19 protein-coding genes are annotated in these 26009 nt (G+C 65.5%); 6 read left to right on the top strand and 13 right to left on the bottom strand.

Annotated elements, in window-relative coordinates; all coding sequences use genetic code 11:
* Positions 1 to 28 precede the first annotated feature (28 nt).
* The gene (gene senA, locus AC1D0O_RS10975) at positions 29 to 1273 is read right to left on the bottom strand and encodes a selenoneine synthase SenA (protein ID WP_477653676.1); all 1245 of its coding nucleotides are present in this window, start codon (positions 1271 to 1273) and stop codon (positions 29 to 31) included.
* A 438-nt stretch (positions 1274 to 1711) separates the two neighbouring features.
* Between senA and AC1D0O_RS10970 the strand changes: the two genes are divergently transcribed.
* Positions 1712 to 3478, top strand: a complete 1767-nt coding sequence (locus AC1D0O_RS10970) for a FimL-related protein (protein WP_477653554.1) — start codon at positions 1712 to 1714, stop codon at positions 3476 to 3478.
* Positions 3479 to 3567: 89 nt separating this feature from the next.
* Here the strand turns inward: AC1D0O_RS10970 and AC1D0O_RS10965 are convergent, their stop codons facing one another.
* Both AC1D0O_RS10965 and AC1D0O_RS10960 read right to left on the bottom strand, forming a co-directional pair.
* Positions 3568 to 4233, bottom strand: coding sequence for a glycoside hydrolase family 25 protein (locus AC1D0O_RS10965; RefSeq protein ID WP_477653553.1), 666 nt, complete (start codon positions 4231 to 4233; stop codon positions 3568 to 3570).
* 11 nt (positions 4234 to 4244) lie between these two features.
* The gene (locus AC1D0O_RS10960) at positions 4245 to 4913 is read right to left on the bottom strand and encodes a hypothetical protein (protein WP_477653552.1); all 669 of its coding nucleotides are present in this window, start codon (positions 4911 to 4913) and stop codon (positions 4245 to 4247) included.
* Between the two features lie 506 nt (positions 4914 to 5419).
* Between AC1D0O_RS10960 and AC1D0O_RS10955 the strand changes: the two genes are divergently transcribed.
* Both AC1D0O_RS10955 and AC1D0O_RS10950 read left to right on the top strand, forming a co-directional pair.
* Positions 5420 to 6415 (top strand): FHA domain-containing protein, encoded by a 996-nt coding sequence (locus tag AC1D0O_RS10955; protein ID WP_477653551.1) that lies wholly within the window; start codon positions 5420 to 5422, stop codon positions 6413 to 6415.
* 15 nt (positions 6416 to 6430) lie between these two features.
* A complete protein-coding gene (locus AC1D0O_RS10950) occupies positions 6431 to 7924 on the top strand; it encodes a serine/threonine-protein kinase (protein ID WP_477653550.1) in 1494 nt (497 codons plus the stop codon).
* A gap of 55 nt (positions 7925 to 7979) precedes the next feature.
* On the opposite strand, the gene AC1D0O_RS10945 is transcribed toward AC1D0O_RS10950, so the two are convergent.
* The 7 genes from AC1D0O_RS10945 to AC1D0O_RS10915 form a co-directional block, all read right to left on the bottom strand.
* A complete protein-coding gene (locus AC1D0O_RS10945; protein WP_477653549.1) occupies positions 7980 to 10304 on the bottom strand; it encodes a glycosyltransferase family 2 protein in 2325 nt (774 codons plus the stop codon).
* On the bottom strand, positions 10305 to 11159 hold the full coding sequence (locus AC1D0O_RS10940) for an FkbM family methyltransferase (RefSeq protein WP_477653548.1): 855 nt from the start codon (positions 11157 to 11159) through the stop codon (positions 10305 to 10307). It lies immediately after the preceding gene.
* Positions 11160 to 11179: 20 nt separating this feature from the next.
* Positions 11180 to 12562 (bottom strand): hypothetical protein, encoded by a 1383-nt coding sequence (locus AC1D0O_RS10935; protein WP_477653547.1) that lies wholly within the window; start codon positions 12560 to 12562, stop codon positions 11180 to 11182.
* A 34-nt stretch (positions 12563 to 12596) separates the two neighbouring features.
* Positions 12597 to 13244 (bottom strand): tail fiber protein, encoded by a 648-nt coding sequence (locus AC1D0O_RS10930; RefSeq protein WP_477653546.1) that lies wholly within the window; start codon positions 13242 to 13244, stop codon positions 12597 to 12599.
* Positions 13241 to 16024: a hypothetical protein gene (locus tag AC1D0O_RS10925; RefSeq protein WP_477653545.1), complete on the bottom strand. Its 2784-nt coding sequence runs from the start codon at positions 16022 to 16024 to the stop codon at positions 13241 to 13243. The genes AC1D0O_RS10930 and AC1D0O_RS10925 overlap by 4 nt, the downstream gene beginning before the upstream one ends.
* Before the next feature lie 284 nt (positions 16025 to 16308).
* On the bottom strand, positions 16309 to 16926 hold the full coding sequence (locus AC1D0O_RS10920) for a hypothetical protein (protein ID WP_477653544.1): 618 nt from the start codon (positions 16924 to 16926) through the stop codon (positions 16309 to 16311).
* A 112-nt stretch (positions 16927 to 17038) separates the two neighbouring features.
* Entirely contained in the window at positions 17039 to 17659 is a 621-nt protein-coding gene (locus AC1D0O_RS10915) for a hypothetical protein (RefSeq protein WP_477653543.1), read from the bottom strand.
* Positions 17660 to 17931: 272 nt separating this feature from the next.
* On the opposite strand from AC1D0O_RS10915, the gene selD reads away from it, so the two are divergent.
* The 3 genes from selD to AC1D0O_RS10900 all read left to right on the top strand — a co-directional run bounded on the left by selD (position 17932) and on the right by AC1D0O_RS10900 (position 21795).
* Positions 17932 to 19008 carry a selenide, water dikinase SelD gene (gene selD / locus AC1D0O_RS10910; RefSeq protein WP_477653542.1) on the top strand — a complete coding sequence of 359 codons (1077 nt, stop codon included), beginning with the start codon at positions 17932 to 17934 and terminating at the stop codon, positions 19006 to 19008.
* 378 nt (positions 19009 to 19386) lie between these two features.
* A complete protein-coding gene (locus tag AC1D0O_RS10905; protein WP_477653541.1) occupies positions 19387 to 19986 on the top strand; it encodes a TRAP transporter small permease subunit in 600 nt (199 codons plus the stop codon).
* A 15-nt stretch (positions 19987 to 20001) separates the two neighbouring features.
* Positions 20002 to 21795 (top strand): TRAP transporter large permease, encoded by a 1794-nt coding sequence (locus tag AC1D0O_RS10900; RefSeq protein ID WP_477653540.1) that lies wholly within the window; start codon positions 20002 to 20004, stop codon positions 21793 to 21795.
* 196 nt (positions 21796 to 21991) lie between these two features.
* Here AC1D0O_RS10900 and AC1D0O_RS10895 read toward each other — a convergent pair whose 3' ends face one another.
* The 3 genes from AC1D0O_RS10895 to AC1D0O_RS10885 all read right to left on the bottom strand — a co-directional run bounded on the left by AC1D0O_RS10895 (position 21992) and on the right by AC1D0O_RS10885 (position 25732).
* Entirely contained in the window at positions 21992 to 23071 is a 1080-nt protein-coding gene (locus AC1D0O_RS10895) for a TRAP transporter substrate-binding protein (RefSeq protein WP_477653539.1), read from the bottom strand.
* Positions 23072 to 23305: 234 nt separating this feature from the next.
* A complete protein-coding gene (locus tag AC1D0O_RS10890; RefSeq protein WP_477653538.1) occupies positions 23306 to 24385 on the bottom strand; it encodes a TRAP transporter substrate-binding protein in 1080 nt (359 codons plus the stop codon).
* Between the two features lie 267 nt (positions 24386 to 24652).
* Positions 24653 to 25732 (bottom strand): TRAP transporter substrate-binding protein, encoded by a 1080-nt coding sequence (locus AC1D0O_RS10885; protein WP_477653537.1) that lies wholly within the window; start codon positions 25730 to 25732, stop codon positions 24653 to 24655.
* Between the last annotated feature and the right edge of the window lie 277 nt (positions 25733 to 26009).

Below are 26009 nucleotides of genomic sequence, written 5' to 3'. Positions count from 1 at the left end.
TAAGCCGCGCACGCCGCGCCTCCCGTTTTCACAGCGCGCAGGAACGGAAGCCGCAGAACAAATCGTCCCGGCCCGGCAGGGCAAAGCCGCGGTGCTTCGGGTTTTTCATGCGCGCGCGCGTCGCGAAGGATGCGCCGCGCAGCACCTTGTGCGTGCCGAAGCGCGGCTGCGAATAGGCCTGCCAGGGGCCGGGCGCAAAACCCGGATAAGGCCTGAAGCTGCTGCCCATCCACTCCCAGACATTGCCCCAGTGGAAACCGCGCCGCGCCGCCGCGTGCGCGGCCAGTTCCCACTCGACTTCGGCAGGCAGGCGGCGCCCCGCCCAGCGGCACCAGGCATCGGCCTCCCACCAGCTCACATGCATGGCGGGTTGCGTGCCCTGCATACGGCGCGGCACGCCGAAACGGTTCTGTATCACCGCGCCGCTGGAGATGCCGATCTGGTCCACATAACGCGGGCCGCGCCGGCCCTCGCCCGCGGCCTGGCCCTGCAGCCAGCGCCAGCCGTCCGGGTGCCAGAGCTCCTCGCGGTCATAGCCGCCGTCGCCGACGAACTCCACATACTGCGCCCAGCTGACGGGTTGGGCGTCGATCTCGAACTCCGGCACGCTGACGGCGTGCGCCGCCTGTTCATTGTCAAACGCAAAACCCGCGCCACCCACGCCACCATCGCTGCCCATCCGCCACACCGCGGCCGGGACCAGCAGGGGATCGCGCAGCGCCATGGGCGCCGGCGTGAAGGCCTCCTGCAGGGGTTTGTCCAGCGCCAGGCCCAGGGTCTGCGCGCCGCGCACCAGCGCTTCGCCGCGCATATCCTCGAAGAACAGGCACAGGCGGTAGAAGTACAGCGCGTCGTCGCCGGCTTCGCCGCCCCGGCCGGCAGGCGCGGTTTTTTCGAGCAGCTCCAGCGTGGCTTCCAGCGTGTCCAGCAGGTAGGCCCGGCAATTCGCCATGTCGGGCAGGTCCAGTGTCCAGCGCATGGCGTGCGGCACCTGCGCGCCCCACCAGCGATCCGCGTTCGGTTCAATGGACGCCAGCCGGGTCTGCCCGGGCTCGCAGCGCTCACCGAGGGCGCGCTGCATGTTGCGGGCAATCCACCACTCCTGGAACCAGCCCACATGGCCGAGTTCCCACAAGGGCGGGTTCACGTTGGCCAGCCGCGGCAGGCTGAAGCCGGCCTCCAGCGCATGCTGGTATTGCGCGAACAGGTGCAGGGTGTTGTTGCGCGCATCCATCAACGCCAGCGACAGCGGGTCACGGCCCGCGCCGCGCATCGCGGGCGAATCCGTCAGGGCGCCTGCCGCGGCCGGCGATGAGGAGGGTAATGAATTTGGTGTAGCGTCTGAAGCCAAGGCTGCCGTCCTGCCGTGCCCGGTGGTGATGGCCGCCAACAAGGCGCCATCACACCTGCGCACGCGTGCAGGCCAGAATAGCAGAGACAGGGCCGCCCCGGCGGCTATAAGCCGATAGCGTGCATCACGCATTTCCCCCGGCCGACGCCTGTCTGTCGCGCCCGCCCCACCGCCGGTCGGCCCGGGTAAACCCATCCGTATTTTCCCCTTCTGATTCGGCAAGGACGCGGATAGACTGCGGCCAGCGCCTCCCCGACAGGAGGAGGCCCTGCCAAACGCAGCGTTTTCCCCAAAACCACGATTCCAACGATTTCCACGATTTCCACGATTCGAACTTCAGTCCCCCACTGACCTGACCCCATGCAACTACACGACCTGAATTCAGCGCCCGCCGAACTCGACATGACCCTGCTGGACCTCGGCCCCCTGGCCTGGGTGCTGGAAGAATTGCGCAAATCGCTGGAAGGCTCCACCAAGGCCCTCAAACGTTTTATGCGCGAGGCCGAGGCCGGGCGGAACTCCGACATCGGCGCCCTGGACGCGACCCAGTTGCGCACCGCGCGCCAGCAGTTGCACCAGGCCGTGGGCGCGCTCGAAATGGTGGGCATGAGTGCCCCCGCGCTGGTGCTGCGCGCCATGGAAACGGCGGTGCAGAAATTCATCCAGTCGCCGGCGCTGTGCACGCCGGACGCCGCGGGCAAGATCGAGCTCGCCGGCTTCTCCATCGTCCACTACCTGGAAAACGTCCTGGCGGGCAAGCCGGGCTCGGCCGTGTCGCTGTTTCCCCAGTACCGCGACATCCAGGGCCTGGTCGGCGCCGACCGCGTCCACCCCGCCGACCTCTGGGTTTTCGAGTGGCGCTGGATTGAGCCGGTGCTGGACATCACCGTCCCCGCCTGCGAATACGGCGATGAAACCCGGCAACTGCTCGACAAGCTGATGCTGACCTTGATCCGCACCGGCGCCCCGGAGGCCGCGCGCAGCCTCAGCGACATCTGCCTGGGTTTCGCCTGGACGCAAACCGGCATTGAGTCCAGGACCTTCTGGAAAATCGCCGCCGGCTTTTTCGAGGCGCTGGCGCAAGGACTGCTGAACGTCGACCTCTACGTCAAGCGCGCCACCTTGCGCGTGCTGCTGCAATACGTGTGGCTGGCCAAGGGCACCGAGGCCTCGGCCCGGCTCGCCGAAGACCTGCTCTTCCTGTGTTCCCAGGCCAAGGTCCAGCGCGCCGCCGACTCGCCCGTGCTGTCTGCGGTGCGCTCGGCCTACGGCTTGAAACGCTTCAAGCCGGTCGACTATGAATCGCTGCAGTTCGGCCGCTTCGCGCCGGCCCTGATCGCCCAGGCCCGCAAACGCATCGGCTCGGCCAAGGAAACCTGGTCCGCGGCGACCGCGGGCGACCTCGGCAAGTTCAAGACGCTGACCGACCAGTTCAGCCTGGTCACGGATTCGCTGGTCAAGCTGCACCCGCCCAGCGAATCGCTGGCGCGTGCCATGGGCCGCGTGATTGAAAGCACGGTCAGCTCCGGCCAGGCGCCCAGCCCCGAACTGGCGCTGGAATTCGCCACCGCCGTGCTCTTCCTGGAGGCCGTGTTCGACGACTTCGATCCCAACGACCCCCAGCTGTGGGCGCGCACGGCGCGGCTCGCCGAGCGGCTCGAGAGCGCGCGCAAGGGCGGGAAGGCGCAGCCCCTGGAATCCTGGATGGAGCAGCTCTACCAGCGCGTCAACGACAAGCAGACCATGGGCAGCGTGGTGGGTGAGTTGCACTCGTCCCTCGCCGCACTGGAAAAATCGCTGGACCAGTTTTTCCGCACGCCCGAAGACACGAAGCTGCTGGCCGTGGTGCCGGGGCAACTGGCGCAGATGCAGGGCGTGCTCTCCATGCTGGGCCTGGACCAGGCGGCGCTGGCGGTGACCCACATGCGCGAGCTGGTCGAGCGCATGCTCAAGCCCGGCGCCGACGAACAGCAGGCCCAGACGGCCGGCGCCTTCGACCGTCTCGGCAACAACCTGGGCGCCCTGAGCTTCCTGATCGACATGCTCAACTACCAGCCCGCGCTGGCCAAGCGGCTGTTTGTCTACGATGCCGCCAAGGGCGAACTCAAGGCGGACAAGGACCAGTAAGCCGGCTCAAAGACGCCTGCCGCGCTGACCAGATCGTGTACCGCGGCGAGGTGTTGCCCTGGATGCGATGCTGAGGGTCACGTAACGGGTCATGGGAGTCCCTGGCCGGAAGCGGTTTGAGAGCCGGTCAGCGCTTCAAAGGCTTCCGGCTGGAACCAGTTCTGGTCCACATCGCCGGCTACGCCGGGCACAAGCGTTCCGCCATTGACGGTGCCGTCGCTGTACTGCCAGCACGACCACGCCTGCCAGGGCGCGGGAACGGTGGGCTGCGCCGCGTAGTCGGCCAGCCACAGCGGCCGCGCGCCCAAGGACTGCGAGGCCATCGCTTCGCCGGCCAGAAGGGGAACCAGCTTCTGCCAAAACCCGCCGTCGGTGTAGACCATGGTCTGGCGCCCGAACAAGGCGTCGGCGGCGGCGGTGAAATCCAGCACCCACTGCAGCACGGCCTGGGCGCCGCATCCGTCCGGGGTCTCGATGTCCAGCACCGGCGGCAAATCATTCGGCCCCAGTGCCCCCACGGTCGCGAAAAATTGCTGGGCCTGGGTTTGCGCATCGGTACCCGGCCGCCCGAAGTGGTAGGCGCCGCGCCGCAAACCGGCGGCTGCGGACCCCGCCCAGTTTTCCTTGAAAAAGGGATCCACCACGTAAATCCCTTCGGTGGCTTTGATAAAACAGAAAGCCACATTGCTGCCGGCCACCTGCGGCCAGTTGATGCTGCCCTGGTAGTGGCTGACGTCTATGCCTCTCAACAACATGCTCGCCTCCCTCAGACGACGTTGTTGAGCATGTCGACCTGCATCTGCTGCAGGCCGTCGATCTTGAGCACCGTCTCCAGCGCAAGGTGGTTGTCCCACACCTCGCCGCAGTTGTATTTCAGCTTCTTCGGATTGGCCAGGCTGCCGCTGACTTTCTGCTGGAAGGTGGTGGTCACGCCGTCGGTGGCCTGCACGCCCAGTGCCCAGTGGTCCCAGCCGTACCAGCTGCTCGATTTCATGATCATGGTGTAGACGTCCGAGCCTTCGTCGCCCAGCACCGTGTGGCCGTTGAGCTGCGCGGTGATCGTCATCAGGGCCACGCGGCAGGCATCCTGCGCGTCTTCGTCGCCGTCCAGCGCGGCTTGAAGGTTGTCGGCCAGCGCCCGGTGAAACCGGCGCGTCTGCGGAAAAATCTCGTCCGTGACGGCGAAGAAGCCAGCATTGAGGCCGGTAGGCACGCGCTCGTTGTCGAACACAAAAGCGCCCTCGCCGGAGTTGTAGATGGAGGGGGCGGTGTAGGCGTTGTCGGCGCTCTCGTACTCGCCCGTCAGGGCCCAGCCCCAGCAGGCGGAAAAGATGAAGGGCGGCTGGTCCGACGTCGGCACGATTTCGCCATCGCGTGGATGGTCTTCACCGGCCGGGGCCAGCAGGTTGCGTTGGGCGTCGCTGAGTCTAGGCATGGACTTCTCCGAAAAAAGGGGGTTGCTGCGAAGGGCAGCCGCCGCGTCGCTGAAGAAATTGTCGGCGCGGGTCCGTGCGCTGGCGATTACAGCGCATTACACGCGGCCGGCGCCGCGCCCCGCATCGCTAACACTTTGAGGTTCAAACGCGCTCGCGCAATTTTCCTGGCGAAACGTTTTGACTTAAGGCCCATGCGCCCCACCGCCGGCCATCGCCATGCAGGCGGAAAGTCCCGATTGAACTGCGTTTCGAATCAGGTCATGCTGTGTGTGAAAGCACGGCTCGCGGGCTCCTCCTGAACATGCCCGCCATGCAAAGCTGAATCAAGGCAATTAATGCCGAAACGGAGTTGTTCTCTAAATACGGCGCCGCGGCGCTTGACGATGATTGAACGTCTCGCAGATACTGCGCCGACCGATACGGTTTTCCAACACTGGCAGGATGCACAACGCCGCAGAGCGATGGCTCATGCCATGGGCTTGATGCCAAGAAGGGGAGAAGGCAAGTGGCTATTCTGAAAAACCGCGCCACGCAGCGCAAAATCTATCTGCGGGCACACCATGTCTTCGGGCGGGGCCGTTCCGCCGACACCCTGCTTGAAAACCTCGACGCCTCGCAGCTGCACGCGTCGATACGCTGGACCGGCAAGGCCTGGGAACTGCACGACCACAGCCGCAACGGCACCCTGCTCGACGGCGCGCTGCTCTCCAACACCAAGGGCCTTCCGCTGCGCGTGGGCGGCGTCCTGGCCTTCGGGCGCGAAGGCGGGGCCGCCTGGCTGGTGGAAGACCTGTCCCCGCCGCGCAACCTGCTGTGGCCGCTGGGCCATGACGATCCCTACATCCCCCTGGGCCACTCCAACCTGCTGCCGCAGGGCCTGGCCGCCGAGCTGTCCATCCACCGCAGCGACACCGGCCAATGGGTACGCACCACGCCCGAAGGCAGCTGGCTGCTGGAAGACGGCGACGAGGTCCGCTTCGCCGGCAAGGCCTGGTGCTTCCTGCTGGCGGCCGAGGTGGTCTCGACCATGGACTGCATGGCCGGCGGCAAGGCCCTCTTGAGGCGGCCGCAGCCGGCGCTGTTCTTCAAAGTGAGCCAGGACGAGGAACACGCGTGGCTGGAACTGCACGACGCCGGCCTGCACCTCAACCTCGGCGAACGTTCGCACCACTACGCGCTGCTGATCCTGGCGCGGCTGCGGCTGGCCGATGCACAGCGCCAGCTCACACCGCACGCGCAGGGCTGGGTCGAACTCGATCGCCTTGCCAAGATGCTGGGCCTGGAGCCCGGCCACCTGAACATCCAGATCTTCCGCATGCGCAAGCAGCTTGCGCTCGCCATGCCGCACGGCGCGCGCGTGCCCGAACTGATAGAGCGCCGCCGCGGCTCGCTGCGCTTCGGCGGCCTGCGCTTTCGCATCATCCGCGGCGGCGCGCTGGAGGCCGACTTCGACCCACTGGCCGGCGGCCAGAGCCTGCCTGAAGAATCGCTGCTGGCCTGACCCCCGCCCCCGATCATGACGCGGGTGCCCACGCACGGCTTTCCCGTGGGCGTGCCGGGTTACCAGCCGCTGGGCTTGCTGGGGCAAGGCGCATCGGGCCAGGTCTTCAAGGCCAGGCAGCGCAGCACCGGCCAGTTCGTCGCCATCAAGATTCCCCATACGGCTTCGGCCGACGACCCCGCGGCCAACCGGCGCGTGCAGCAGCGCCTGCACCAGGAGACCCGGGTGCTGGCCATGCTGCAGCACGCGCACGTGGTGCGGCTCATCGACAAAGGCATGGCGGCGGGCGGGCTGCTTTTCGCGGTGCTTGAATTCATCCCCGGCGAAACACTCAGGGATTTCCTGCAGCGCAACGGCGGCCTGCCCCTGCAAGACGCCATGGCCCTGATGGCGCAGCTGCTGGACGCCCTGACTTTTTTGCACCAGCACCAGGTGGTGCACCGCGACCTCAAGCCCGAGAACATCATGGTCGCCTCCGCCGGCACGGCGCTGCAACTCAAGCTGCTGGACTTCGGGCTGGCCAGCCACCAGGGCGAGCCGCGCTTCGAGGCCGGCGCCGAGGGCACGCCCGCCTACTGCGCGCCCGAGCAGCTGCGCGGCGAAGCCTGCACACCCGCGACCGACATCTATGCCTGGGCCCTGGTGTTTCTCGAATGCCTGAGCGGCCGGCCCTTCGTCCAGGGCGCGGACGTCGGCGAAGTACTGCAGCGCCAGCTCAGCGACACAGCCCACGCCTTGCCCGAAGAACTGGCAGGCCACCCGCTGGCGCCGCTGCTGCGGCAGGCCCTGCAAAAAGACCTTGAACAACGCGCGGCCGACGCGGCCGGCCTCTACCTCGACCTGGTGCAGTGCCTGGCGCAACTGCACGGCGCGCGCCAGGCGCCCTCCGCGCCGCCCGCCCCCGTGGCCGGCGCCAGGCAGCTGACGCTGGACAGCATGGACATCCGGGAGGACGCCCACAGCGCCGAGCATGCCCTGGGCATCCTGTGCGTCGCCCTGCGCCTGTACCCGGCGAGGAATTCCTCACTGGCCCTGGCCTACCTGCAGGAGATGCGCGAGCAGCAGATGCGCTGGTGCGCCAACGCCGTGCAGGGCGGCCAGGGCGAGAGTGCCGGTGTGCTCGGCGACTGCATGCTGTTTCATTTTGAACAGGGAGACAGCAGCGCGCAGAACCTGCAGCAGGCAGCCGTCGCCGCCATGGACTTATGCACACGCGTGCAGCGCAGAAGCCGCCTGCTGGAAGTCCAGCACGGCGTGCGACTCGAAATTTCAGGCGGCATCCACAGCGTGATACCGGCCTCGCGCCAGGACGCCACCAGCCGCAACCAGGGTGCCAACGTCGCGCTACACCTGAACAGCGTGGCCGCACCCGGCGCCATCGTCGCAAGCCAGCACGCCCGCCGCGAGCTCGCGGCGAATATGCAGCTCGAGGAATACCTGGGCACGGCGGCCGCGCGGCATGAGGGGGAGGAGCGGGTGTTCAGGCTGATGGCCGATTACCGGGCTTGAGCCCGCCCGAAAATATTCTGCGCGCGAGACCCCGCGAGAATAGGCCACCCCACCCTCACAACATCAAGCTCTCCACCTGCTCCACCGGATAACTGCGCCAGCGCCGGTTCAAGGTTTCTTTAGGGCTGGTATTGCGCGCGTGCACACGGGCAACATAAAGGTGCTGGTCGGGGTTGATCGCGATGCGCTTTTGCTGCGGGGCCCAGACAAAGGCGTTGTCTTCGCCGATATTGATGTCGGCGAAGGGCGCGCCGCGCCAGAACTCTCGGCGGTAGCAAAGGGTACCGCCGCAGACCCAGGGTGAGCGGCCGTCGTAGACGTATTGCCAGGCGCGCCGGCCCTCGGGTGCGTAGAAAAATATTTTGTCCAGGCCGCAGATGTCGGCGCCCTGCTCCAGCAAGGCCTTGGCCTGCGAGCTGAGCCAGCCGGGCGCCATCCAGTCGTCGTCGTCCCAGTGCGCGATGAGTTCGCCATGGGCGAGTTCACAGGCGATGTTGCGTTTGGCGCCCAGGGTCAGCTTGCCGTCCAGCCGCATGTAGTGGATGCTTGGGTGCGGCGGGATCAGGTCGGCGATGCTGTCGCGGCCGTCGTCTAGCACGATGAGTTCGCGCCGGCCGTCGTAGTCCTGTGCGAGGAAGTTGCGGATGGCCTGGGGCACGAATTCGCGCCGGTCGGCGGTGGGCATGATGCAGGACAGCATGGGCCGCGCGGGCGGTGCGGCGCGCGGCGCCGGCGGCAGTGGCGCGGCAACAAGGGCTTTTTGCGGAAAGTAAAAATCGCGCTCCTCAGGCTGCAGGCACTCAGGCTGGGGCATGCGCGTCCAGGCGTTTTGCTGCAGGTACTGCCCTTCCTTGAACTTCCAGGTGTTGCCGTCGTGGCGCACGTAGATCTGCAGTTCGCGCCCGGGCACGCGGCACAGGCGCGCGCCGGTGCCCAATATTTTCAGCAGGAAGTCGGCGTCTTCGCGCAGGGAGGTGGCGGGGTAGCGGCAGTCGGCCTGCCACAGGCTGCGCCGGAACACCAGGGTGCCGCCGCTGACGTTCTCGACGAACATGCGGCGGAACAGCGCGCGGCTGGCGGCCCAGAACTCGGCCTGGGGCCGGGCCATGAAGAGCATGTCGTTGAGGCCGGTGACGTCGGCGATGTTGTGCAGGACGGGCGCGGCCTGGCGGCTCAGGCGCTGGTCGCCGTACCAGTCGTCGTCGTCCCAGTGCGCGACGAGTTCGCCCTGGGCCAGGCGCACCGCCTCGTTGCGTTTGGCGCCTATGCTGGTCCCGGCAGGCATGCGGACGCAGCGTATGCGCGCGTCGCTGATGATGTCGGCGGGCAGGTCGTTGTCTTCCTCGTAAATGATGATGAGTTCGAGCGCCGGGTAATCCTGGCGCTGGAAGTAGCGTATGGATTGGGCGACGAAGGCGGACCGGCCGCGCGTGGGCATGATGCAGCTCATCAGCGGTGGCGCGGCGGCCGGCGCCGGCAAGGGTGGCGGCGGTGCTGCGGCCGGGCCGGCGGGCGGCGGCACAAAGATGCGCATGCGCTCGGGCATGGCGAAGTAGCGGCACTGCTCGCCGGCGCAATGGGCGTGGTAAGGCAGGTGGTGAGGCGGGGGCTGCTGGTGCGCCTCGCCGCGCCAGGCGCAGAAGCGGTCCTGGTAGAGCCGCTTGCTGGCGTCTAACAGGGTTTCCTGCAGCCGCGACTGCCGCGGGCAAGGCGGCGCGCGGTGCACAAAAGCGCCCTGGGCCCAGACGCCTCGGAAGCCGGCGCGCGCGGCGCGTATGTTGTAGTCCATCTCCCAGCACGGGCCCTGGGCATAGGCGGTGTCGGCGGCGCCGATGGCGGCCACCACCTCGTTCTTCACCACATAACAAAAGTCCGAGAGGCTGTGCAGCGGCTCGAGCGTGGTGCAGGCATTGCCGAACTTTGCCGCCAGCGCATCGGCTTGCATCCACAAGGCGTCCTGCGTGGCGGCGCAGGCCGGGGCCGCGGCCTGCTCATTCCAGCAGCGGTTGGTCGAGGGGCCGGCCAGGCCGTGGCTGGCGTCGGCATCAAGCGCGGCCAGCAACAGCTCCAGCCAGCCGGGCGTGACGCGCGCGCCGTTTTCGAGGAAGACATAGATGTCGGCCGGCACGCCGACCAGCCGGTTGAAGCAGGCGGCTGCGCCTTCATGCACGGGCCCGGGCAGCTGCGCGATGCCAGGAAGGGTGTCGAGCAGCGCCTGCAGCGCGGCGGCCGTGGCCTCGTCGGCCGGGTCGGGCAGCAGCCGCAGGCCGAAGGGCATGGGCGTGTTCTCGAACAGGCTGGCCAGGGTGGCGGCCAGGGCGTCGTGGTGCGCGGCCACATGCACGCCGACCAGGATCTGGCGCTCCTGCGGGGCCGGCATCTACCACTCCTCGCGGCTGGCAAGCAGGCCGGCGCCCAGCAGCGCTTCGAGCTTGCGCCAGGGGCTGCCGGGCGCTTCGTCGCCCCAGTCGTCCACCGTATCGAGCATCTGCTCCAGCGCCACCGCGCGGACGTCCACCGTGCTGTAAAAGCGCGGGTAGCACAGCAGCAGTTCCTCGATGCAGGCGCGCACCAGCGCCTCGCGGCGCGCCGGCTCGGGCGCGTGGAAGGAGACATACAGCGTGGGCAGGCCGAGCTGCGGCAGGCGCCGCCACAGGCCGGGGATCACGGCGTACTCGCCGCCCTCGATGTCCATCTTGATGAAGTTGCAGTCGTCAATGGCGTTGACGGCCAGGAAGCGCTCCAGGTCCATGCCCTGGACTTCGCGGCAGGGCTGGCCGACGGCGCCGGGAGCGGCCAGCATGCCGGACATGCTGTCGCCGAACTCGCTTTGCGCGCCGAAATACAGGCCGCCCGCATACAGTTGCAGCGGGCCACTCTCGGGACCGATGCCGTAGGGGTAGAGCGCGATGTTGGGCCGCAGCGCGGGATTCGCCTCGACGTTGGCGGCCAGTTCGGCAAAGGCCACCGGGTCGGGCTCCAGGGCATGCACGCGGCGCGACAGCATGGCGCCATAGAGCACCGTGGGCCCTATCCAGGCGCCCATGTCGACATAGGACCTGTCGGGCCGCAGGAAGCGCTGGAACACCTCGAAGGTCTGCGGCTCCCACAAGCCGGCGGCGACACGGCGCCAGAAGTCCTGGCGCGCATCGCCGGCGCGGACCCGGAAGGCGTGTTGGTGGATGGACACGCTGAGCGCGTGCCGCGTGTCGTCCTGCAAGCTGATGGTTTGCACGGCCGGCTCCGCTGGGCCGCTCACCAGCACGTGAAGGGCTCCGCGCCGGAGATGTCGGCGCTGAACGCGAAGGCGTTGCCCTGGAAGTCAAGGTCGGACACCTTGATCTTGCACCAGACCATGCCCGAGTAGGGACTGCTGCCGGGCTTCAGTTCCATCTGGATGCTCACGTTCTGCTTGAGCGAATCTTGCGTCTGCAGCGACAGCGGCAGGTAGTAGTTGTTGCCGTAGAAGTTGGTCTGCTTGCTGCGCGGTTCGCAGACCATGGTCACGAACTTGCCCCTGTCGTCGTAGACCAGCAGGAAGACGAACTGGTAAAGGGGGCTGGCCTGCCAGAAGAGCCGCACGGTGTGGCCCGGAACGGTCTGTTGCGCCGGCAGGTCGCGCACGGGGTAGATATTGACCACGCCGGGGCCGCTGGGATAGACGTGGCTGATATCCACCATGGTCCCGTTGTCCAGCGGAAGCTGGCCGTTGCCGACCGGCGTGCTGGAGGTCCGCGGAACATCGGCCAGCGGCGGCACCTGCTCGGCCAGCGTGGAATGGCGCGCGGTGCCGGAGCCGTCGCAGTTGAACACATAGCCTCCGAACTGCGTGACCACGCTGGGGGCCTGCACGCCCATGCCGCAAGAGGGCACCAGTTGCAGCTGGATCAGGTTCTCGCCCGGCAGCTGCGGCGACTTCTGCAGGCGGCGCACGGTGTCGCGATGGTCGAGGCAGACCTCCAGGCCCCAGGTGATGCCGGCCAGCGAGAACACGCCCGCGCCGTCGTAGTTGAGCACCTGCTGCTCGCGCCCCGGGCCGCCCGTGGTGGACGGCGCCAGGTGGTTGACCTCGCCGAGCAGCAGGCTGTTGGCAGTGGCCGCGGTGGCGAGAAAGTCGACACCCGACATGAGTTCCTTCATCACCACGACCGTGCCCGCGTCACCCTGCGCCATCATGTTGCCCTGCTGCACCAGCGCGAAGTTGTAGACCTCTTTATTGGCCAGCGGGTCGATGTCGTAGGGCGGCGCCTTGAGCGTGGGCGAGGACACGCCGAGAATGGTGCCGAAGACGAACACCCAGTCGGCCCAGTCCGCGAGGGCGGCGTAAGCCTGCAGCCTGGTGATGATCTGCTGCACATCCTCCATGCCGTAGGCGCCCGCCGGGCCCCGGAAAAAGAACTCCGGCGCCATGAAGACATTCAGGGTGTCGCTGGGCACAGGCGGCGACGACGAGGGCGGCGAGGCGGACGGCTGCAGCACATCGAACGCGGCGTCCATGGCGCGGAACATCAAGGCGCAGCGCGCCTCGAGGTCGAACTCCGGGTTGTCCAGCCCGAGGTAGGCTTTCGACCCATCGGAATTTACTTTGGGCGCGGTATCCACCACGTAGCCTATGAATCGGACCTTGCTGTAAGCCATGCTGTTTCTCCTGTGAAAATTTTCTGGGGTGGGGTCAGGCGGAAGTCCGCATGAACGGCGTCAAACCACAGGTGAACTTGATGATGTGGTTGACGTAGACGTTGATGGGACGCGTTTCGTACTGGCTGACCAGCACCGGGGTTTTTTGGCCCTGGCCGGCCACCGGCCCGCCGGTGGTAAGCGTGGGCGTGGCGCTGGGCGCACCGGCCGCCGTGCCGCTGGGCGAGGCGGTCGCCGGCGCGGGCGCGCTGTTGTAGCTGTGCTCGTGGGTTTCCACCGCGAAGGGCTGGGTGGAGCCCACGCCGCTGCTCTGCCCCTGGCCGTCGCGCGGCACCTTGCGATCGGCGATGTCGGGGTCGTTCTTCGTGCCGGTGCCGTTGCCGCGCAGGAAGAAGCCGCGGTAGTCGGGGATCCGGAACTCGTTGCCGCTGCCGCCATAGACATAACCGAGCACCGCGAACAGCTCGGGGTAGTCATAGGTGCGCAGCAGGCGGCCGTCGCAAAACATCCAGCCCCAGGCCTCCAGCGGGTCGGTGACGTAGGCCTGCGGCGTCACGGTGGTGGCGGCGCCGGCGCTGTCGGGTGCGCCCAGGGTGCCGGCGAAGGCCGTGACGGAGCCGACCGGCAGCTCGCCAAAGCCCGGGCGCACGAAGAAGGGGTTGTTGATGCCGGGCGCCATCATGGTGCCGCACTCCCCGCATTCTCGATAGCGGCGCCGGGCAGCACCTGCGTGCCGGCGCCGGGCTCGTCGAGCACCTGCATGGCCGTGGGCACCACCACTTCCCAGCACGGGCCTATAGGCCGCAGCGGGGGGCGTTGCGGCCCGGACTGCTTGAGGTCGTTGACCAGGGGGACGTCGCCGGGATTGGCGGGCGCCAGCCGGTCGCCGGAGGCCCACAGCATGCCGGACGAGTAGAAGTACAAAAACGCCATCACGTGCGCGGGCCGCACCGGCAGCAGCACACGCGCCTGGTCGGCCTGCAGGAAGCTGGAGAACAGCGCGTCGTCATCGGCGGCCAGGCTGCCGAGTTCGAACTGCGCGCCGCCCGGGCCCAGGCCGGGACTGGCGTAAAAGCTGTAGACCATCTCGTTCCACTCGAGCACCTCGTCGAAGAACTGCAGGTAGCGCGGCTCGTAGACGGCGAACTCCGAGGGCGGCGACAGCGCGCCGCCGCGCGAGTCCATGCCGGTCAGCGTGAGCATGCGCTCGAGCAGCAGGCGCAGGCAGGCGTTGCGGAGTTCGCGCTGCTCGGTCTGCCGGTTCGCCAGGGGCGAGCGTGGGGCGATGCGTCCCTGCGGGCCGCCGTCGGCGCGCGTGTGGTAGCCGGCCAGCCGCTCCTGGTAGGCGCGCATGACGGCGGCGTAAATGCGGATGCGCCACTCGTCCATGCAGCGCTCGGAAGGCGCGCACTGGATCTCGACGTTGACCTGCACCTGCGGATCGACGGGCGGCGACAGGCTGGGCGGGTAGTCGAGCACGGACACCGGCACGCTGTTGTCCTCGCCGAACAGCGCCATGCCGTCGGGGCTGCCGGTCGGGGTGTAGGCCTGCCGCCCCACCAGCACCACGGGCGCCGGCAGCCCCGTGGGCGCGCTGACGTAAGCCACAAAGGCCTTGGTGGCGCAATAGCCGGCGGGAACGGCGACCTGTTTCTCTTCACCGTCTCTCAAGGTGGCGGAGGCGAAACGCTGCGCCAGCGGCGGCGGCTCGAGATCCAGCACGCCGTAGTAGGCGCCCAGGCCGGCGTAGTTGCCCGGCTGGATGTCTTTGAAGGTGGCGATGTGCAGCCGCAGCGGCGGCACCGGCTTGACGAAGTCCTGCCCGGCCGAGGCCTGCTCGCCGGCGATGAAGGCGGCGGCGGGCTTGCAGACCATAAACTCCATCATGAGCCGCTGGCCGTAGTTGACGACGCAGGCCTCGTAGACCTTGTTGAGCCAGCGGTAGACGCCGCGCAGGCTGCGCGTGCCGGCCGTGTTGTCGACCAGGCTGACCACCGAGTCCTCGGTCTGGCTCATGGTGCTGCTGGAGCGCGTGAGGCTCACGCTGCGGCTGATGCGGTTGACGGTCTTGTTGAGGATGTCGCGCGCGAAACGCGTGGTGTCGTCCAGGCCCGGCGTGGCGCCCGGCTGCACGGTCTTGCTCCAGGAGCCGTCCAGCGTGGCCTGGGTGGGCGGGCCGTAGCTGCTGGTGAACTTGTTGTACTGGTTGGTTTCGATGGACTCGGCCACCGTCTTGCGCGACTCCTCCTGCAGGTTGCTGCGTTCGTCCGCGGCGTCGTTCTGCAGCAGCTGCTTCTCGCCGCTGCTCTGGTGCGACTCGTCGAGCTGGCGGTGGGTGCGCCTGTGGGTCACTTCGCGGCGCTCGCCGCGCATGACGTTCTCGATGCGCGCGATCTCGCCGCACTGGTAACGCAGCAGGCGCTGGCGCACCATCTGCAGGTCGCCGATGGCATAAGGTTCTATCCAGCCCGGCAGCCCCGGCGGCGGGGAAGCCGCGGGATCCTGGGCCTGCGCCGCCGGCAACGGGAACACCTGCGCGCTGAGCACGGGCGTGGCCTGCAGCAGCGCGCTGATCTGCTGCGTGCTCAGGCAATCCAGCCCCGGCACGAGGACGGGCGGCGCCGCGGGGATTTCGCCGGCAGCCGCGGTGGGGGCATTGGCGGCGGTAACGGCAGCATTGGCTTGCGCGAAGCTCTCGAAGGGCTGCAGCCCCACCTCGATCAGGTGCGCCATCAGCAGCGCGCGGGTGAATTCGTCGAGCAGCGCGCTGTCGTAACCCAGCGTGACCACCAGGGCGAAATAGCTCTGCCAGACCTGGTCCAGCGCTTTGGCATAGCCGGTGGAATCAAGATAAGTCCAGTCCAGCGCATAGCGCGACAGCAGCCGCGTGAGCTGCTCGCAGGCTTTGGCCAGCCAGGCCGCGGGTGCGTCGTCCGGTTTGGGCAGGCGCATGAAGAGCTGGGGGAACTCGCTGACGGGGCAGGCCAGGCTGTTCATGTCGCGGACGAAATCTCCGGCGTAGACCTTGCCGTCGATGAATTCCACGGCCAGTTGCTGCGCGGCCTCGCGCGCGCCCTGCGCCAGGTTGCGGGCGTTCACCAGGTCGCCGAAGAAGCCGCTGGAAGGCGGGCTGGAACTGACGTAGTTGACGAAGCCGTAGAGCAGGTCGTCGGCGCCCACCTTGGGCCAGCGCCGCACATAGACATAAGGAAACAGTTCGTCAGGATGGCTGGTGACGATGGGGATCGGCTCGACCGGGTCGACGGAGGGATCCGGCTCTATGGGCGGCCCCGGCGGCCCCGGTGGCGGAATCGGCCCGCGGGTCGGGCAGGCCACCATGTTGCCTTCGAAGTGGTGGTCGTCGCCCTGCCCTCTCGTGCCGTAGTGGATGTTGGCGAAGATGGTGGTATTGGGGACACCATCAATGTTTACCGGTGTTTTTTGCTGCAGGTAGCCTCGCACGTAGCAGCCTGAGCGAAACTTGAAATCAAAGCCTTGCTTTGGCCGCAGCTTGGTAATCGTGACCCGTTGGCTCTCTGACAGACCTGACTTGCAAGACACGTCGGCGCATGACGGAATGTCATCGGCCGGCTCGCGATTGATCGTGATGTCGAAAACCAGACAGCCATCCAAGGCAGTCCATTTTCTTTTGATCATTTCGTTCACGGTGTGTGTCCTGGAGAACAGCGCCTAGGTCCAGGCATCGGCGCAAGGCTGCCGAACAGCCGGGCGCCGACGCCGGGGCCTTAGCACATCTGGATGTTTTCGAGGTTGAAGACAAACGGAGTGGAGTTGGGGCCAGGGCCGCCGCCTGTCATCACAATGTCCGCACTGGCAATGCCCAACAAGGACAGCTCGGTGTTGATGTTGGAGATGATGGCCGAGTTCATGACTTCGCCCTGCTCGACTTGCGATACCACGCCGATCCAGATGGTGGGCTTGAACTCGAACACCGCTTTTTGCTGGGGTGCGATCGAGGTCTTGACCGCCAGCAACTTGCCCGACTTGTAAATGCTCGCGTTGACGGCGCCTTTGGGCAGGTTGTTGAGCACCTGCACTTCCTTGGAGCTGGTGCCGGTGCCCGCGGCGATCAGGCGATCACCCGAACTGGTCAAGGCCATCTGGAACATCTGGCCGTTTCTGGCGGCCAGTTGAGGGGTGAAGTTACCGTGGCTGTCACTGGCACCGACCTGCATGGCCATAGGGAACTCGAAGGGATGATTGTCGCCCTGGCCGCAGTACTTGATGACCTGCCAGGCCACGGACAACTCATCGAAGTTTGTAGCGACATTCTTTTGGAATATCACAACCTCCGAGTTGTTCGTGTCGTTCGAGTTGTTGATGAAGTTGAGTAGCACGCCCATAGATTTCTCCTGTTGATGAAAATGACGGCAGCACACCATGTACTGCCTGTTTGCCCTCGCAGCTTTGTGGCTGCGGAGGCGAACGCTGTGTGCCCGGATCTGCGCGTCGCTGTCAGATCGGGACAATGTTGTCGAGATTGAATTCGTAAGGCGTGGAGCCCTCGCCCGGCCCGCCGCCGCTCATCACGATGTCGGCGCCGGCGATGCCGATCAGAGAAATTTCGGTGTTGATGTTCGACATCACCGCCGAGCTCATAGGCTGGCCCTGCACGACCTCGGAGGCCACGCCTATCCACAGCGCCGGCTGGTACTGGAAGACCGCCTTCTGCCCGGGCACCACCGAGGTCTTCACGCCCACCATGCGCCCATCCCGGAAGACGCAGATGTCGATCGCGCCCTGGTTCATGGCGTTGAGCACGTCGAGTTCGGTCGACGCGCGGGCCGGCCCCGTGTACAACAGGCGCCGGCCGCCGGTGGGGGTGGATACCAGGCTCAGCATCTGGCCGTTTTTGGCCGGCAGGCGCGGCGTGAAATTTCCGTACTCGTCGGTGACGGCCACCTCGTAGCCGTCGGGATAGACAAAGGGATGGGTGCAGTCGCGACCGCAATAGCGGATCACCTTCCAGGCCACGGAGAGGGACGCCATGGTGGTCAGCACGTTCTTCTGGTAGACCACCACCTCGGACTTGTTGCCGTCGCTGGACTTGTTGACGAATCGCAGTTTGATATCCATGGTGATTCCCTGTGGTGGCTGGTCTGCTCGGGGCCGGTGGGCCTTTGCGTTTCAGTGCCGCTACTCTAGGGATGGCCCATGGCCAAAGCGATTACAGGCCATTACAAAAGCGCGCAGGAGCGCGCGTGAAAATTACCCTTGCGCGGCGGCCCTGAAAGCGCTGCGAATGCAGGGACCGCCTTGTCATAAACTTGACGCACTTACTCGCGGCCCGCGGCCCGCTTCCGCGCGCGATGCACCCCGGCACTCCCGACCGAATGGAAACCTGACCCATGACCCAGCCAGCCATCCCCAAGCCACTCGCCGCCGCGCCCCGGCTCACCAGCCTGTCGCATGGCGGCGGCTGCGGCTGCAAGATCGCGCCCGGCGTGCTCAGCGAGATCCTCAGGAACTCGGGCAACCTGCCGGGCATCAACCTTCCGCCGCAGTTGCTGGTGGGCATTGAAACCGCGGACGACGCGGCCGTGTACCAGCTCAACGACGAGCAGGCGCTGATCGCCACCACCGACTTCTTCATGCCCATCGTGGACGACCCCTACGACTTCGGCCGCATCGCCGCGACGAATGCGATCAGCGACGTCTACGCCATGGGCGGCACGCCCATCATGGCGCTGGGTCTGGTGGGCATGCCCGTCAACGTGCTGCCGCTGGAAACCATAGGCGCCATCCTGCGCGGCGGGCAGGACGTCTGCCGCGATGCCGGCATCCCGATCGCGGGCGGCCACACGATCGACTCCGTCGAGCCGATCTACGGCCTGGTGGTGATGGGCCTGGTGCACCCGTCGCGCGTCAAGAAGAATTCGGGCGCGCGTGCCGGCGACGTGCTGGTGCTGGGCAAGCCGCTGGGCGTGGGCATTCTTTCGGCAGCACTGAAGAAAGAGGTGCTGGATGCCGAAGGCTACGCGCGCATGGTGGCGCTCACCACGCAGCTCAACAAGCCCGGCATTGAACTCGCGCGCATGGAAGGCGTGCACGCGCTGACCGACATCACCGGCTTCGGCCTGGCCGGCCACGGCCTGGAACTGGCGCGCGGCGCCGGCCTGCAGGTCCGCATCGACTGGCAACGCGTCCCGCTGATCAACGGCGCACGCGAACTCGCAACGCAAGGTTGCGTGACGGGCGCTTCAGGACGCAACTGGGCCAGCTACGGCCATGAAGTGATGTTGCCGGCCGGCTTCGCCGAGGTGGACAAAGCCTTGCTGAGCGACCCGCAAACCTCGGGCGGGCTGCTGGTGTCCTGCAGTGCGGACAGCGCCGCCGAGGTGCTGGCGATTTTTCGGGCCCAGGGCTTTGCCGAGGCAGCGGTTATTGGGGAAGTTGTTGCCGGTCAGGGTATGGCTGTGCGCTGAACTGAGGCGGAGCCATCCAGCGCCTGAATTACCGGTCAGGGAATCCATGCCGCGGTCTTCTGGAACACACAACCGGAACAGCGATGGGCGCACGGCTTCCGCGCAGGCAGCCGTTGGCGGCAGGCGGCAGCCCTGAGGCCGCAGCGGGCACCGCCAAAACAGGGGTGAACACGTCGTCGGCTTGAAAAGCGCGCCAAATCGGGGCAAACCACGTGTTTACCCCTATGTATCCGGGGGCCTACCGTCAAAATGCTGTCAGCTTGCCTTCTATAGTTCTTTATAGAATTTCCTGGCTGCAAAGACTCATCCGGACTCACCGCAAAAGCGGGGACTCCGGATGAATTTTTATGCGGATTCCCTTTACCCCGGAGACAAACAATGCGCGCATTACTGAGATTTTCCAATGCGGTGGACTGGCTCAACACACAGATCGGCAAGCACGTCATCTGGTTGATACTGGCCTCCACCGTGATCAGCGGCCTCAACGCCATCGTCCGCAAGGTGTTCAACGTGAGTTCGAACGCCTATCTGGAAGTCCAGTGGTACCTGTTTGCCGCATCCTTCCTTATCGCGGCCGGCTATACCCTGCTGCAAGGCGAACACGTCAAGATCGACGTACTCTCCAGCCGGCTTTCCAAGCGCGGCCAGATCTGGGTGGACATTGTCGGCTTCACCATTTTCCTGACGCCGGTGTGCGCCGCCCTGCTCTACTACGGCATCCCGTTTTTCCTGCGCGGCCTTCAGTCCGGTGAAGTCTCCGGCAACGCCGGCGGCCTGATCCGCTGGCCTGTCTACGCCATGATCCCGCTCGGCTTCACCCTGCTCCTGCTGCAGGGCTGGTCGGAGCTGATCAAGCGCATCGCGTTCCTGAAGGGCCTGATCGAGGACCCGACCGTCAAGAAGGTGGAAAAAACCGCCGAAGAAGAACTGGCCGAAGCCATCCGCAGGCTTGCTGAAACCAAAACCAACGCCGGCTGATCGGGAGACACATTCATGCAATTTTTCATTCAAAATCTTGCCCCGATCATGTTCCTGGGGCTGATCGTTTTCCTGCTGATGGGTTTTCCCGTTGCCTTCAGCCTGGGCGCTTGCGGCCTGTTTTTCGGCTTTGTCGGCGTGGAACTCGGCGTGCTGCCGGAAGCGCTGCTGCAAGCGCTTCCGCTGCGCGTTTTCGGCATCATGCAGAACGACACGCTGCTGGCCATCCCGTTCTTTACCCTGATGGGATTGATTCTTGAGCGAAGCGGAATGGCCGAGGATTTGCTGGACACCATAGGCCAGCTCTTCGGCCCGGTTCGCGGCGGCCTGGCGCTTGCCGTGATCTTCGTGGGCGCCCTGCTGGCGGCGACGACCGGTGTCGTGGCGGCCTCCGTTATTTCCATGGGCCTGATCTCGCTGCCCATCATGCTGCGCTACGGCTACGACAGGCGCATCGCCGCCGGTGTCATCGCCGCGTCGGGTACGCTGGCACAGATCATTCCGCCGTCCCTGGTGCTCATCGTGCTGGCCGACCAGATGGGCCGCAGCGTGGGTGAAATGTACAAGGGCGCTTTCATCCCGGGCTTCGCGCTGACGGGCATGTACGTGCTGTACGTTGTGGGCCTGGCCATCTTCAAGCCGCACTGGGTGCCCGCACTGCCGGCCGAAGCGCGGACCATACGCGAAGACAGCGGCAAAAACGGCCTGCTGTCGCTGCTGGTCCTGACGGTAATTTCGACCGGCATCGCCTTTTACTTCGGCGAACACTACGCAGCCGTGCAGAGCTGGGTCACGGGTGTGCCCGTCACCACGGTGGCAACCGATGAAACCATCGTCGTTTCCATGTGCGCGGGCGTCATGCTGGCGTTCCTCATCGCCGTGATCAACAAGGTCACGGGCCTGAAATTGCTCTCGCGCATGGCTGAGCGTGTCACCTTCGTCCTGATCCCTCCCCTGCTGCTGATTTTCCTGGTGCTGGGCACGATTTTCCTGGGCATCGCCACCCCGACGGAAGGCGGCGCCATGGGCGCACTGGGGGCCTTTGTGATGGCCATGGTGCGGCGCAGGCTCAGCTTCTCGCTGCTCAGGCAGGCCCTGGCGACCACCACCAAGCTGTCTTGCTTCGTTGTGTTCATCCTGATCGGTTCCACGATGTTCAGCCTGACCTTCCAGGGCGTTGACGGCCCGAAATGGGTCGAGCACCTGCTCACCGGCCTGCCGGGCGGCCAGACCGGCTTCCTGATTGTGGTCAACCTCTTGATCTTCTTCCTGGCTTTCTTCCTGGACTTCTTCGAGCTGTCCTTCATCGTGGTGCCATTGCTGGCGCCGGTTGCGGAAAAGCTGGGTATCGACCTGATCTGGTTCGGCGTGCTGCTGGCCGTGAACATGCAGACCTCGTTCATGCATCCGCCGTTCGGATTCGCCCTGTTCTACCTGCGCAGCGTGGCGCCCATCAAGGCCTATACCGACAGGGTCAGCAAAAAGCTGATCGAGCCGGTGACGACGATGCAGATCTACTGGGGTGCCGTGCCCTTCGTGCTGATCCAGGTCATCATGGTCGGGCTGATCATTGCGTTCCCCGGCATCGTCTCCAGCGGCCTGGACAAGAAGCAGGCCTATGACCTGGACAAGGTGCGCATCGAGATGGAAAACAACATGCCCGCCGTGGAGCCGGCAACGGATCCATTCGCAACCACGCCGGAACCCGCGGCTTCGGACGCCGCGAGCGGCATGCCCGCGCCGGAGGCCGCGCCCTCCGCCGAGGTCGACCCCATGAAGGCGCTTGAAGAAGCCGCGAAAAAGAAATAAGCGGATTCAGCCCTCTCCCCAGCCCCGTCACGACGGGGCTTTTTTTTTCCCGGAACAGGCGGGGTGAGCCTTGATGCGCCCGCGGGCAGCCGGGAAAGCTTGCCGCGGATCGGGCCAGGCAGACGGCTGGGAGAAACAGCAGGGCAAAAAAAAGCCCCGCCAAGGCGGGGCTTTGTGAGCGGAAGGTCTCCGGCTCTTACATCTTGCGGCTTTGCATGAAGGTATCGAAGCGCGACTCGGCGAAACGGAACCAGAGGATCTGGTCGCGCTGGAAGGCACGGTAGTCACCGTAGATCTTCTTCCAGTCCGGGTTCTTGGCGGCGATCTCTTCGTACAGGTCCATGGAGGCCTTGAAAGAGGCTTCAAGCACCGTGGTGGGGAAAGGCAGCACTTTGGTGCCCCCGGCGACCAACTGCTTCAGCGCACCGGGATTGCGGGCGTCGTATTTGGCCTGCATGTCGATGTGCGCGTGCGAGGCGGCGGTCTCGACGATGGCCTTGTATTCCGCGGGCAGGGCTTCGAGCGCCTTGTTGTTGATGAAGAAATCAACTTCGGGGCCGCCTTCCCACCAGCCGGGGTAATAGTAGAACGGCGCCACCTTGGCAAAACCGAGCTTCTGGTCGTCGTAAGGGCCGACCCACTCGGCGGCGTCCAGCGTGCCCTTTTCGAGGGCCTGGTAGATTTCGCCGCCCGGCAGGTTTTGCGGGACCACGCCCAGCTTCTCGACCACCTTGCCGGCGAAGCCGCCGATGCGGAACTTCAGGCCCTTCAGGTCGGCCACTGTCTTGATCTCCTTGCGGAACCAGCCGCCCATCTGGGTGCCGGTGTTGCCGCCGGGGAGGCTCACCATGTTGTACTTGGCGTAGAACTCGTTCATGAGCTTGCGGCCATTGCCCTCGTACATCCACGCGGACATCTGGCGCGAGTTCATGCCGAAGGGAATGGCCGCGCCGATGGCGAAGGCCTCGTTCTTGCCGAAATAGTAGTAAGGCACGGTGTGGCACATTTCCACTGTTCCCTGCTGAACGCCGTCGACGACGCCGAAGGCGGGCATCAGTTCACCGGCCGCGTGCACGCTGATCTGGAACTTGCCGCCGGTCATCTCGCCGACCTTCTTGGCGAACACTTCAGCGCCGCCGTAAATGGTGTCCAGCGGCTTGGGGAAGCTGGAAGCCAGGCGCCAGCGGATGGCCGCCTGCGCGTGAACCGCGGGGGCGATGCCGGCAGCGAGAACGCCGGCAATGCCGGCGTTTTTGATAAGGGAGCGACGATCCAAAATACTATCTCCTGAAGAGTTGTCGAATGTGCGGACCCTGAATGGGAATCCGCCGGACCGCTCGAGCCGGCACGGCCCGTACGGGCGGCGTGCTCAAGCGAAGTCTGTCTCGGATTCTGTCAGCTTTCACTCTCAAAATCACCCCGTTCTTACCCCTAGGTTTCCTGAAATAAAAAAGCCGCCTGCGAGAGGCGGCTTGCAAATTCCTGACGGGGCGCGAAGGCCCCGCGGGAATTACAGTTTCTGGGCTTGCATGAAGCGATCAAAAGTGGCTTCGGTGAAACGGAACCAGAGGTTCTGATCGGCGCGGAACTTGGAGTAATCAGCGTAGATCTTTTTCCAGTTCTCGTTCTTGGCGTTGAGCTCCTCATACAGGGCCATGGACTCTTTGAAGGCGGCGTTCATCACGTCGGTGGGGAAAGCCTTCAGCTTGGTGCCAGCGCCCACCAGCTGCTTCAGGGCCGCCGGGTTCTTCGCATCGTATTTGGCCTGCATCTCGCTGTGGGCCTGGGCTGCCGCGGCCTCCACAATGGCTTTGTACTCGGGCGTGAGCGCCTCGAAGGCCTTGTTGTTGATGAAGAAGTCCAGCTCGGGGCCGCCTTCCCACCAGCCGGGATAGTAGTAAAAGGGCGCGACCTTGTTGAAGCCCAGCTTCTGGTCGTCATACGGGCCCACCCATTCGGCGGCATCGATGGTGCCCTTTTCCAGCGCCTGGTAAATCTCGCCGCCGGGAATGTTCTGCGGCACGCCGCCTATGCGCTCCAGCACCTTGCCGGCAAAGCCGCCTATGCGCATCTTCAGGCCCTTGATGTCCTTGACGGACTTGATTTCCTTGCGGTACCAGCCACCCATCTGGGCGCCGGTGTTGCCGCCGGGGAAATTGACGATGTTGTACTTGGCATAGAACTCGCGCATCAGCTTCATGCCGTTGCCTTCGTACATCCAGGCGCTCATCTGGCGGCTGTTCAGGCCGAAGGGGATCGCGCAGCCCAGCGCAAAACATTCGTCCTTGCCGAAAAAATAATAGGGCGCGGTATGGCACGCCTCGACGGTACCCTGCTGCACGCCGTCAACCACGCCGAAGGCGGGCATCAGTTCGCCGGCCGAATGGACGGAGATTTCGAACTTGCCGCCCGACATGGCTTTCACGGCCTTGGCGAACACCTCGGCTGCGCCGAAGATGGTGTCCAACGATTTGGGAAAGCTGGAGGCCAGGCGCCATCGAACGGCAGCCTGGGCATGAACGGCGGGCGCCACGCCGGCGGCCAGTACACCGGCGATGCCGGCATTCTTGATAAGTGAGCGACGATCCATAAAACTCTCTCCTGAAGTTATAGAAGTTTTCCGTAGGGGGTCCGTAGCGGGGCCGGGTACTGCAATAGTTGCAGTGCCCCGGACACGCCGGCGGAGCATGGACACTTTGTCACTCTTTTTCATAAAGCTACCCCGTTCTTACCCGTAGATCGCAACAGATTTCTCCAAAAAAAAGCCGCCCGGCAGGGGCGGCTTTTTCCCGGCACCCGCTGCGTGCAGGCGTGCCCAGGCAGGGAGCCCGGGCAGTTGCCCGGGCGGGGCGCCGGCTTACAGCTTCTGGCTTTGCATGAAGCGGTCGAAGGTGGCTTCGGTGAAACGGAACCACAGGTTCTGGTCGCCGCGAAACTTGGAATAGTCCGCGTAGACCTTGCGCCAGTTCTCGTTCTTGGCCGACAGCTCCTCATAGAGCTTCATGGATTCCTTGAAGGCGGCGTTCATCACGTCGGTGGGGAAAGGCTTCAGCTTGGCGCCGGCGCCGACCAGCTGCTTCAAGGCCGTGGGGTTCTTGGCGTCGTACTTGGCCTGCATGTCGACGTGGGCGGCCGCGCTGGCGACTTCAACGATGGCTTTGTATTCGGGCGACAGCGCGTCGTAGGCCTTCTGGTTGATGTAGAGGTCCAGCTGCAGGCCGCCTTCCCACCAGCCGGGGTAGTAGTAGTTGGGCGCCACTTTGTTAAAGCCCAGCTTCTGGTCGTCGTAGGGGCCGATCCATTCAGCCGCGTCGATGGTGCCTTTTTCCAGCGCCTGGTAGATCTCGCCGCCGGGAATGTTTTGCGGCACGCCGCCCAGGCGTTCGATGACCTTGCCGGCAAAGCCGCCGACGCGGAATTTGAGGCCCTTCATGTCGGCCAGCGACTTGATTTCCTTGCGGAACCAGCCGCCCATCTGCGCGCCGGTGTTGCCGCAGGGAAAGCTGACGATGTTGTATTTGGCGTAGAACTCGCGCATCAGCTTCAGGCCGTTGCCCTCGAAGGTCCAGGCGCTCATCTGGCGGCTGTTCAGGCCGAAGGGGATCGCGCCGCCGATGGCGAAAGTCTCGTCCTTGCCGAAGAAGTAGTACGGCGCCGTGTGCGCGGCTTCAATCGTGCCCTGCTGCACGCCGTCGACCACACTGAAGGCGGGCATCAGCTCGCCGGCCGAATGCACGGAGACTTCGAACTTGCCGCCCGAGATCGCCTTGACGTGCTTGGCGAAGGTTTCCGCGCCGCCGTAGATCGTGTCCAGCGACTTGGGAAAGCTGGACGCCAGGCGCCAGCGAACGGCGGCCTGCGCATGAACGGCGGGCGCAACGCCCGCGGCCAGAACGCCGGCAACGCCCGCGTGCTTGATGAGTGAACGACGATCCATCAGCTTGACTCCGAAAGGTGAAAAATAAAATCCTTGGGCCGGCGCGCGCGCCGGCCAAGCCGCTTCTACAGGCCTACAGGTCCTGGGGAATTCTAGAAATGGAGGGGGTGGCGACCGGGCGGGTTTACCCTTGAAGACCTGACACGAAGCTGAAGGCCCCCACGCTTTTCACTTCGTGTAATGCGCGAGGCCTTGCAGGCCGCGGCTCGCGAGACGCTTCGCCTCTGTCGCCCGTCCAAGCCTGCGCAGGCAGGCTTGGAGCCGCGGGCTCCAGCCC

Source organism: Polaromonas sp. P1_F2 (assembly GCF_056405735.1).
Note: the sequence above shows the minus strand (reverse complement) of the source record. Positions and strands in the feature narration are given on the sequence as shown.

Bases quoted from the DNA above. Each gene is read 5' to 3' on its own strand.
- senA (WP_477653676.1), bottom strand. From the start codon at position 1,273: ATGCGCGGCGCGGGCCGTGACCCGCTGTCGCTGGCGTTGATGGATGCG.
- AC1D0O_RS10970 (WP_477653554.1), top strand. From the start codon at position 1,712: ATGCAACTACACGACCTGAATTCAGCGCCCGCCGAACTCGACATGACC.
- AC1D0O_RS10965 (WP_477653553.1), bottom strand. From the start codon at position 4,233: ATGTTGTTGAGAGGCATAGACGTCAGCCACTACCAGGGCAGCATCAAC.
- AC1D0O_RS10960 (WP_477653552.1), bottom strand. From the start codon at position 4,913: ATGCCTAGACTCAGCGACGCCCAACGCAACCTGCTGGCCCCGGCCGGT.
- AC1D0O_RS10950 (WP_477653550.1), top strand. From the start codon at position 6,431: ATGACGCGGGTGCCCACGCACGGCTTTCCCGTGGGCGTGCCGGGTTAC.
- AC1D0O_RS10945 (WP_477653549.1), bottom strand. From the start codon at position 10,304: ATGCCGGCCCCGCAGGAGCGCCAGATCCTGGTCGGCGTGCATGTGGCC.
- AC1D0O_RS10935 (WP_477653547.1), bottom strand. From the start codon at position 12,562: ATGGCTTACAGCAAGGTCCGATTCATAGGCTACGTGGTGGATACCGCG.
- AC1D0O_RS10930 (WP_477653546.1), bottom strand. From the start codon at position 13,244: ATGATGGCGCCCGGCATCAACAACCCCTTCTTCGTGCGCCCGGGCTTT.
- AC1D0O_RS10920 (WP_477653544.1), bottom strand. From the start codon at position 16,926: ATGGGCGTGCTACTCAACTTCATCAACAACTCGAACGACACGAACAAC.
- AC1D0O_RS10915 (WP_477653543.1), bottom strand. From the start codon at position 17,659: ATGGATATCAAACTGCGATTCGTCAACAAGTCCAGCGACGGCAACAAG.
- selD (WP_477653542.1), top strand. From the start codon at position 17,932: ATGACCCAGCCAGCCATCCCCAAGCCACTCGCCGCCGCGCCCCGGCTC.
- AC1D0O_RS10905 (WP_477653541.1), top strand. From the start codon at position 19,387: ATGCGCGCATTACTGAGATTTTCCAATGCGGTGGACTGGCTCAACACA.
- AC1D0O_RS10900 (WP_477653540.1), top strand. From the start codon at position 20,002: ATGCAATTTTTCATTCAAAATCTTGCCCCGATCATGTTCCTGGGGCTG.
- AC1D0O_RS10890 (WP_477653538.1), bottom strand. From the start codon at position 24,385: ATGGATCGTCGCTCACTTATCAAGAATGCCGGCATCGCCGGTGTACTG.
- AC1D0O_RS10885 (WP_477653537.1), bottom strand. From the start codon at position 25,732: ATGGATCGTCGTTCACTCATCAAGCACGCGGGCGTTGCCGGCGTTCTG.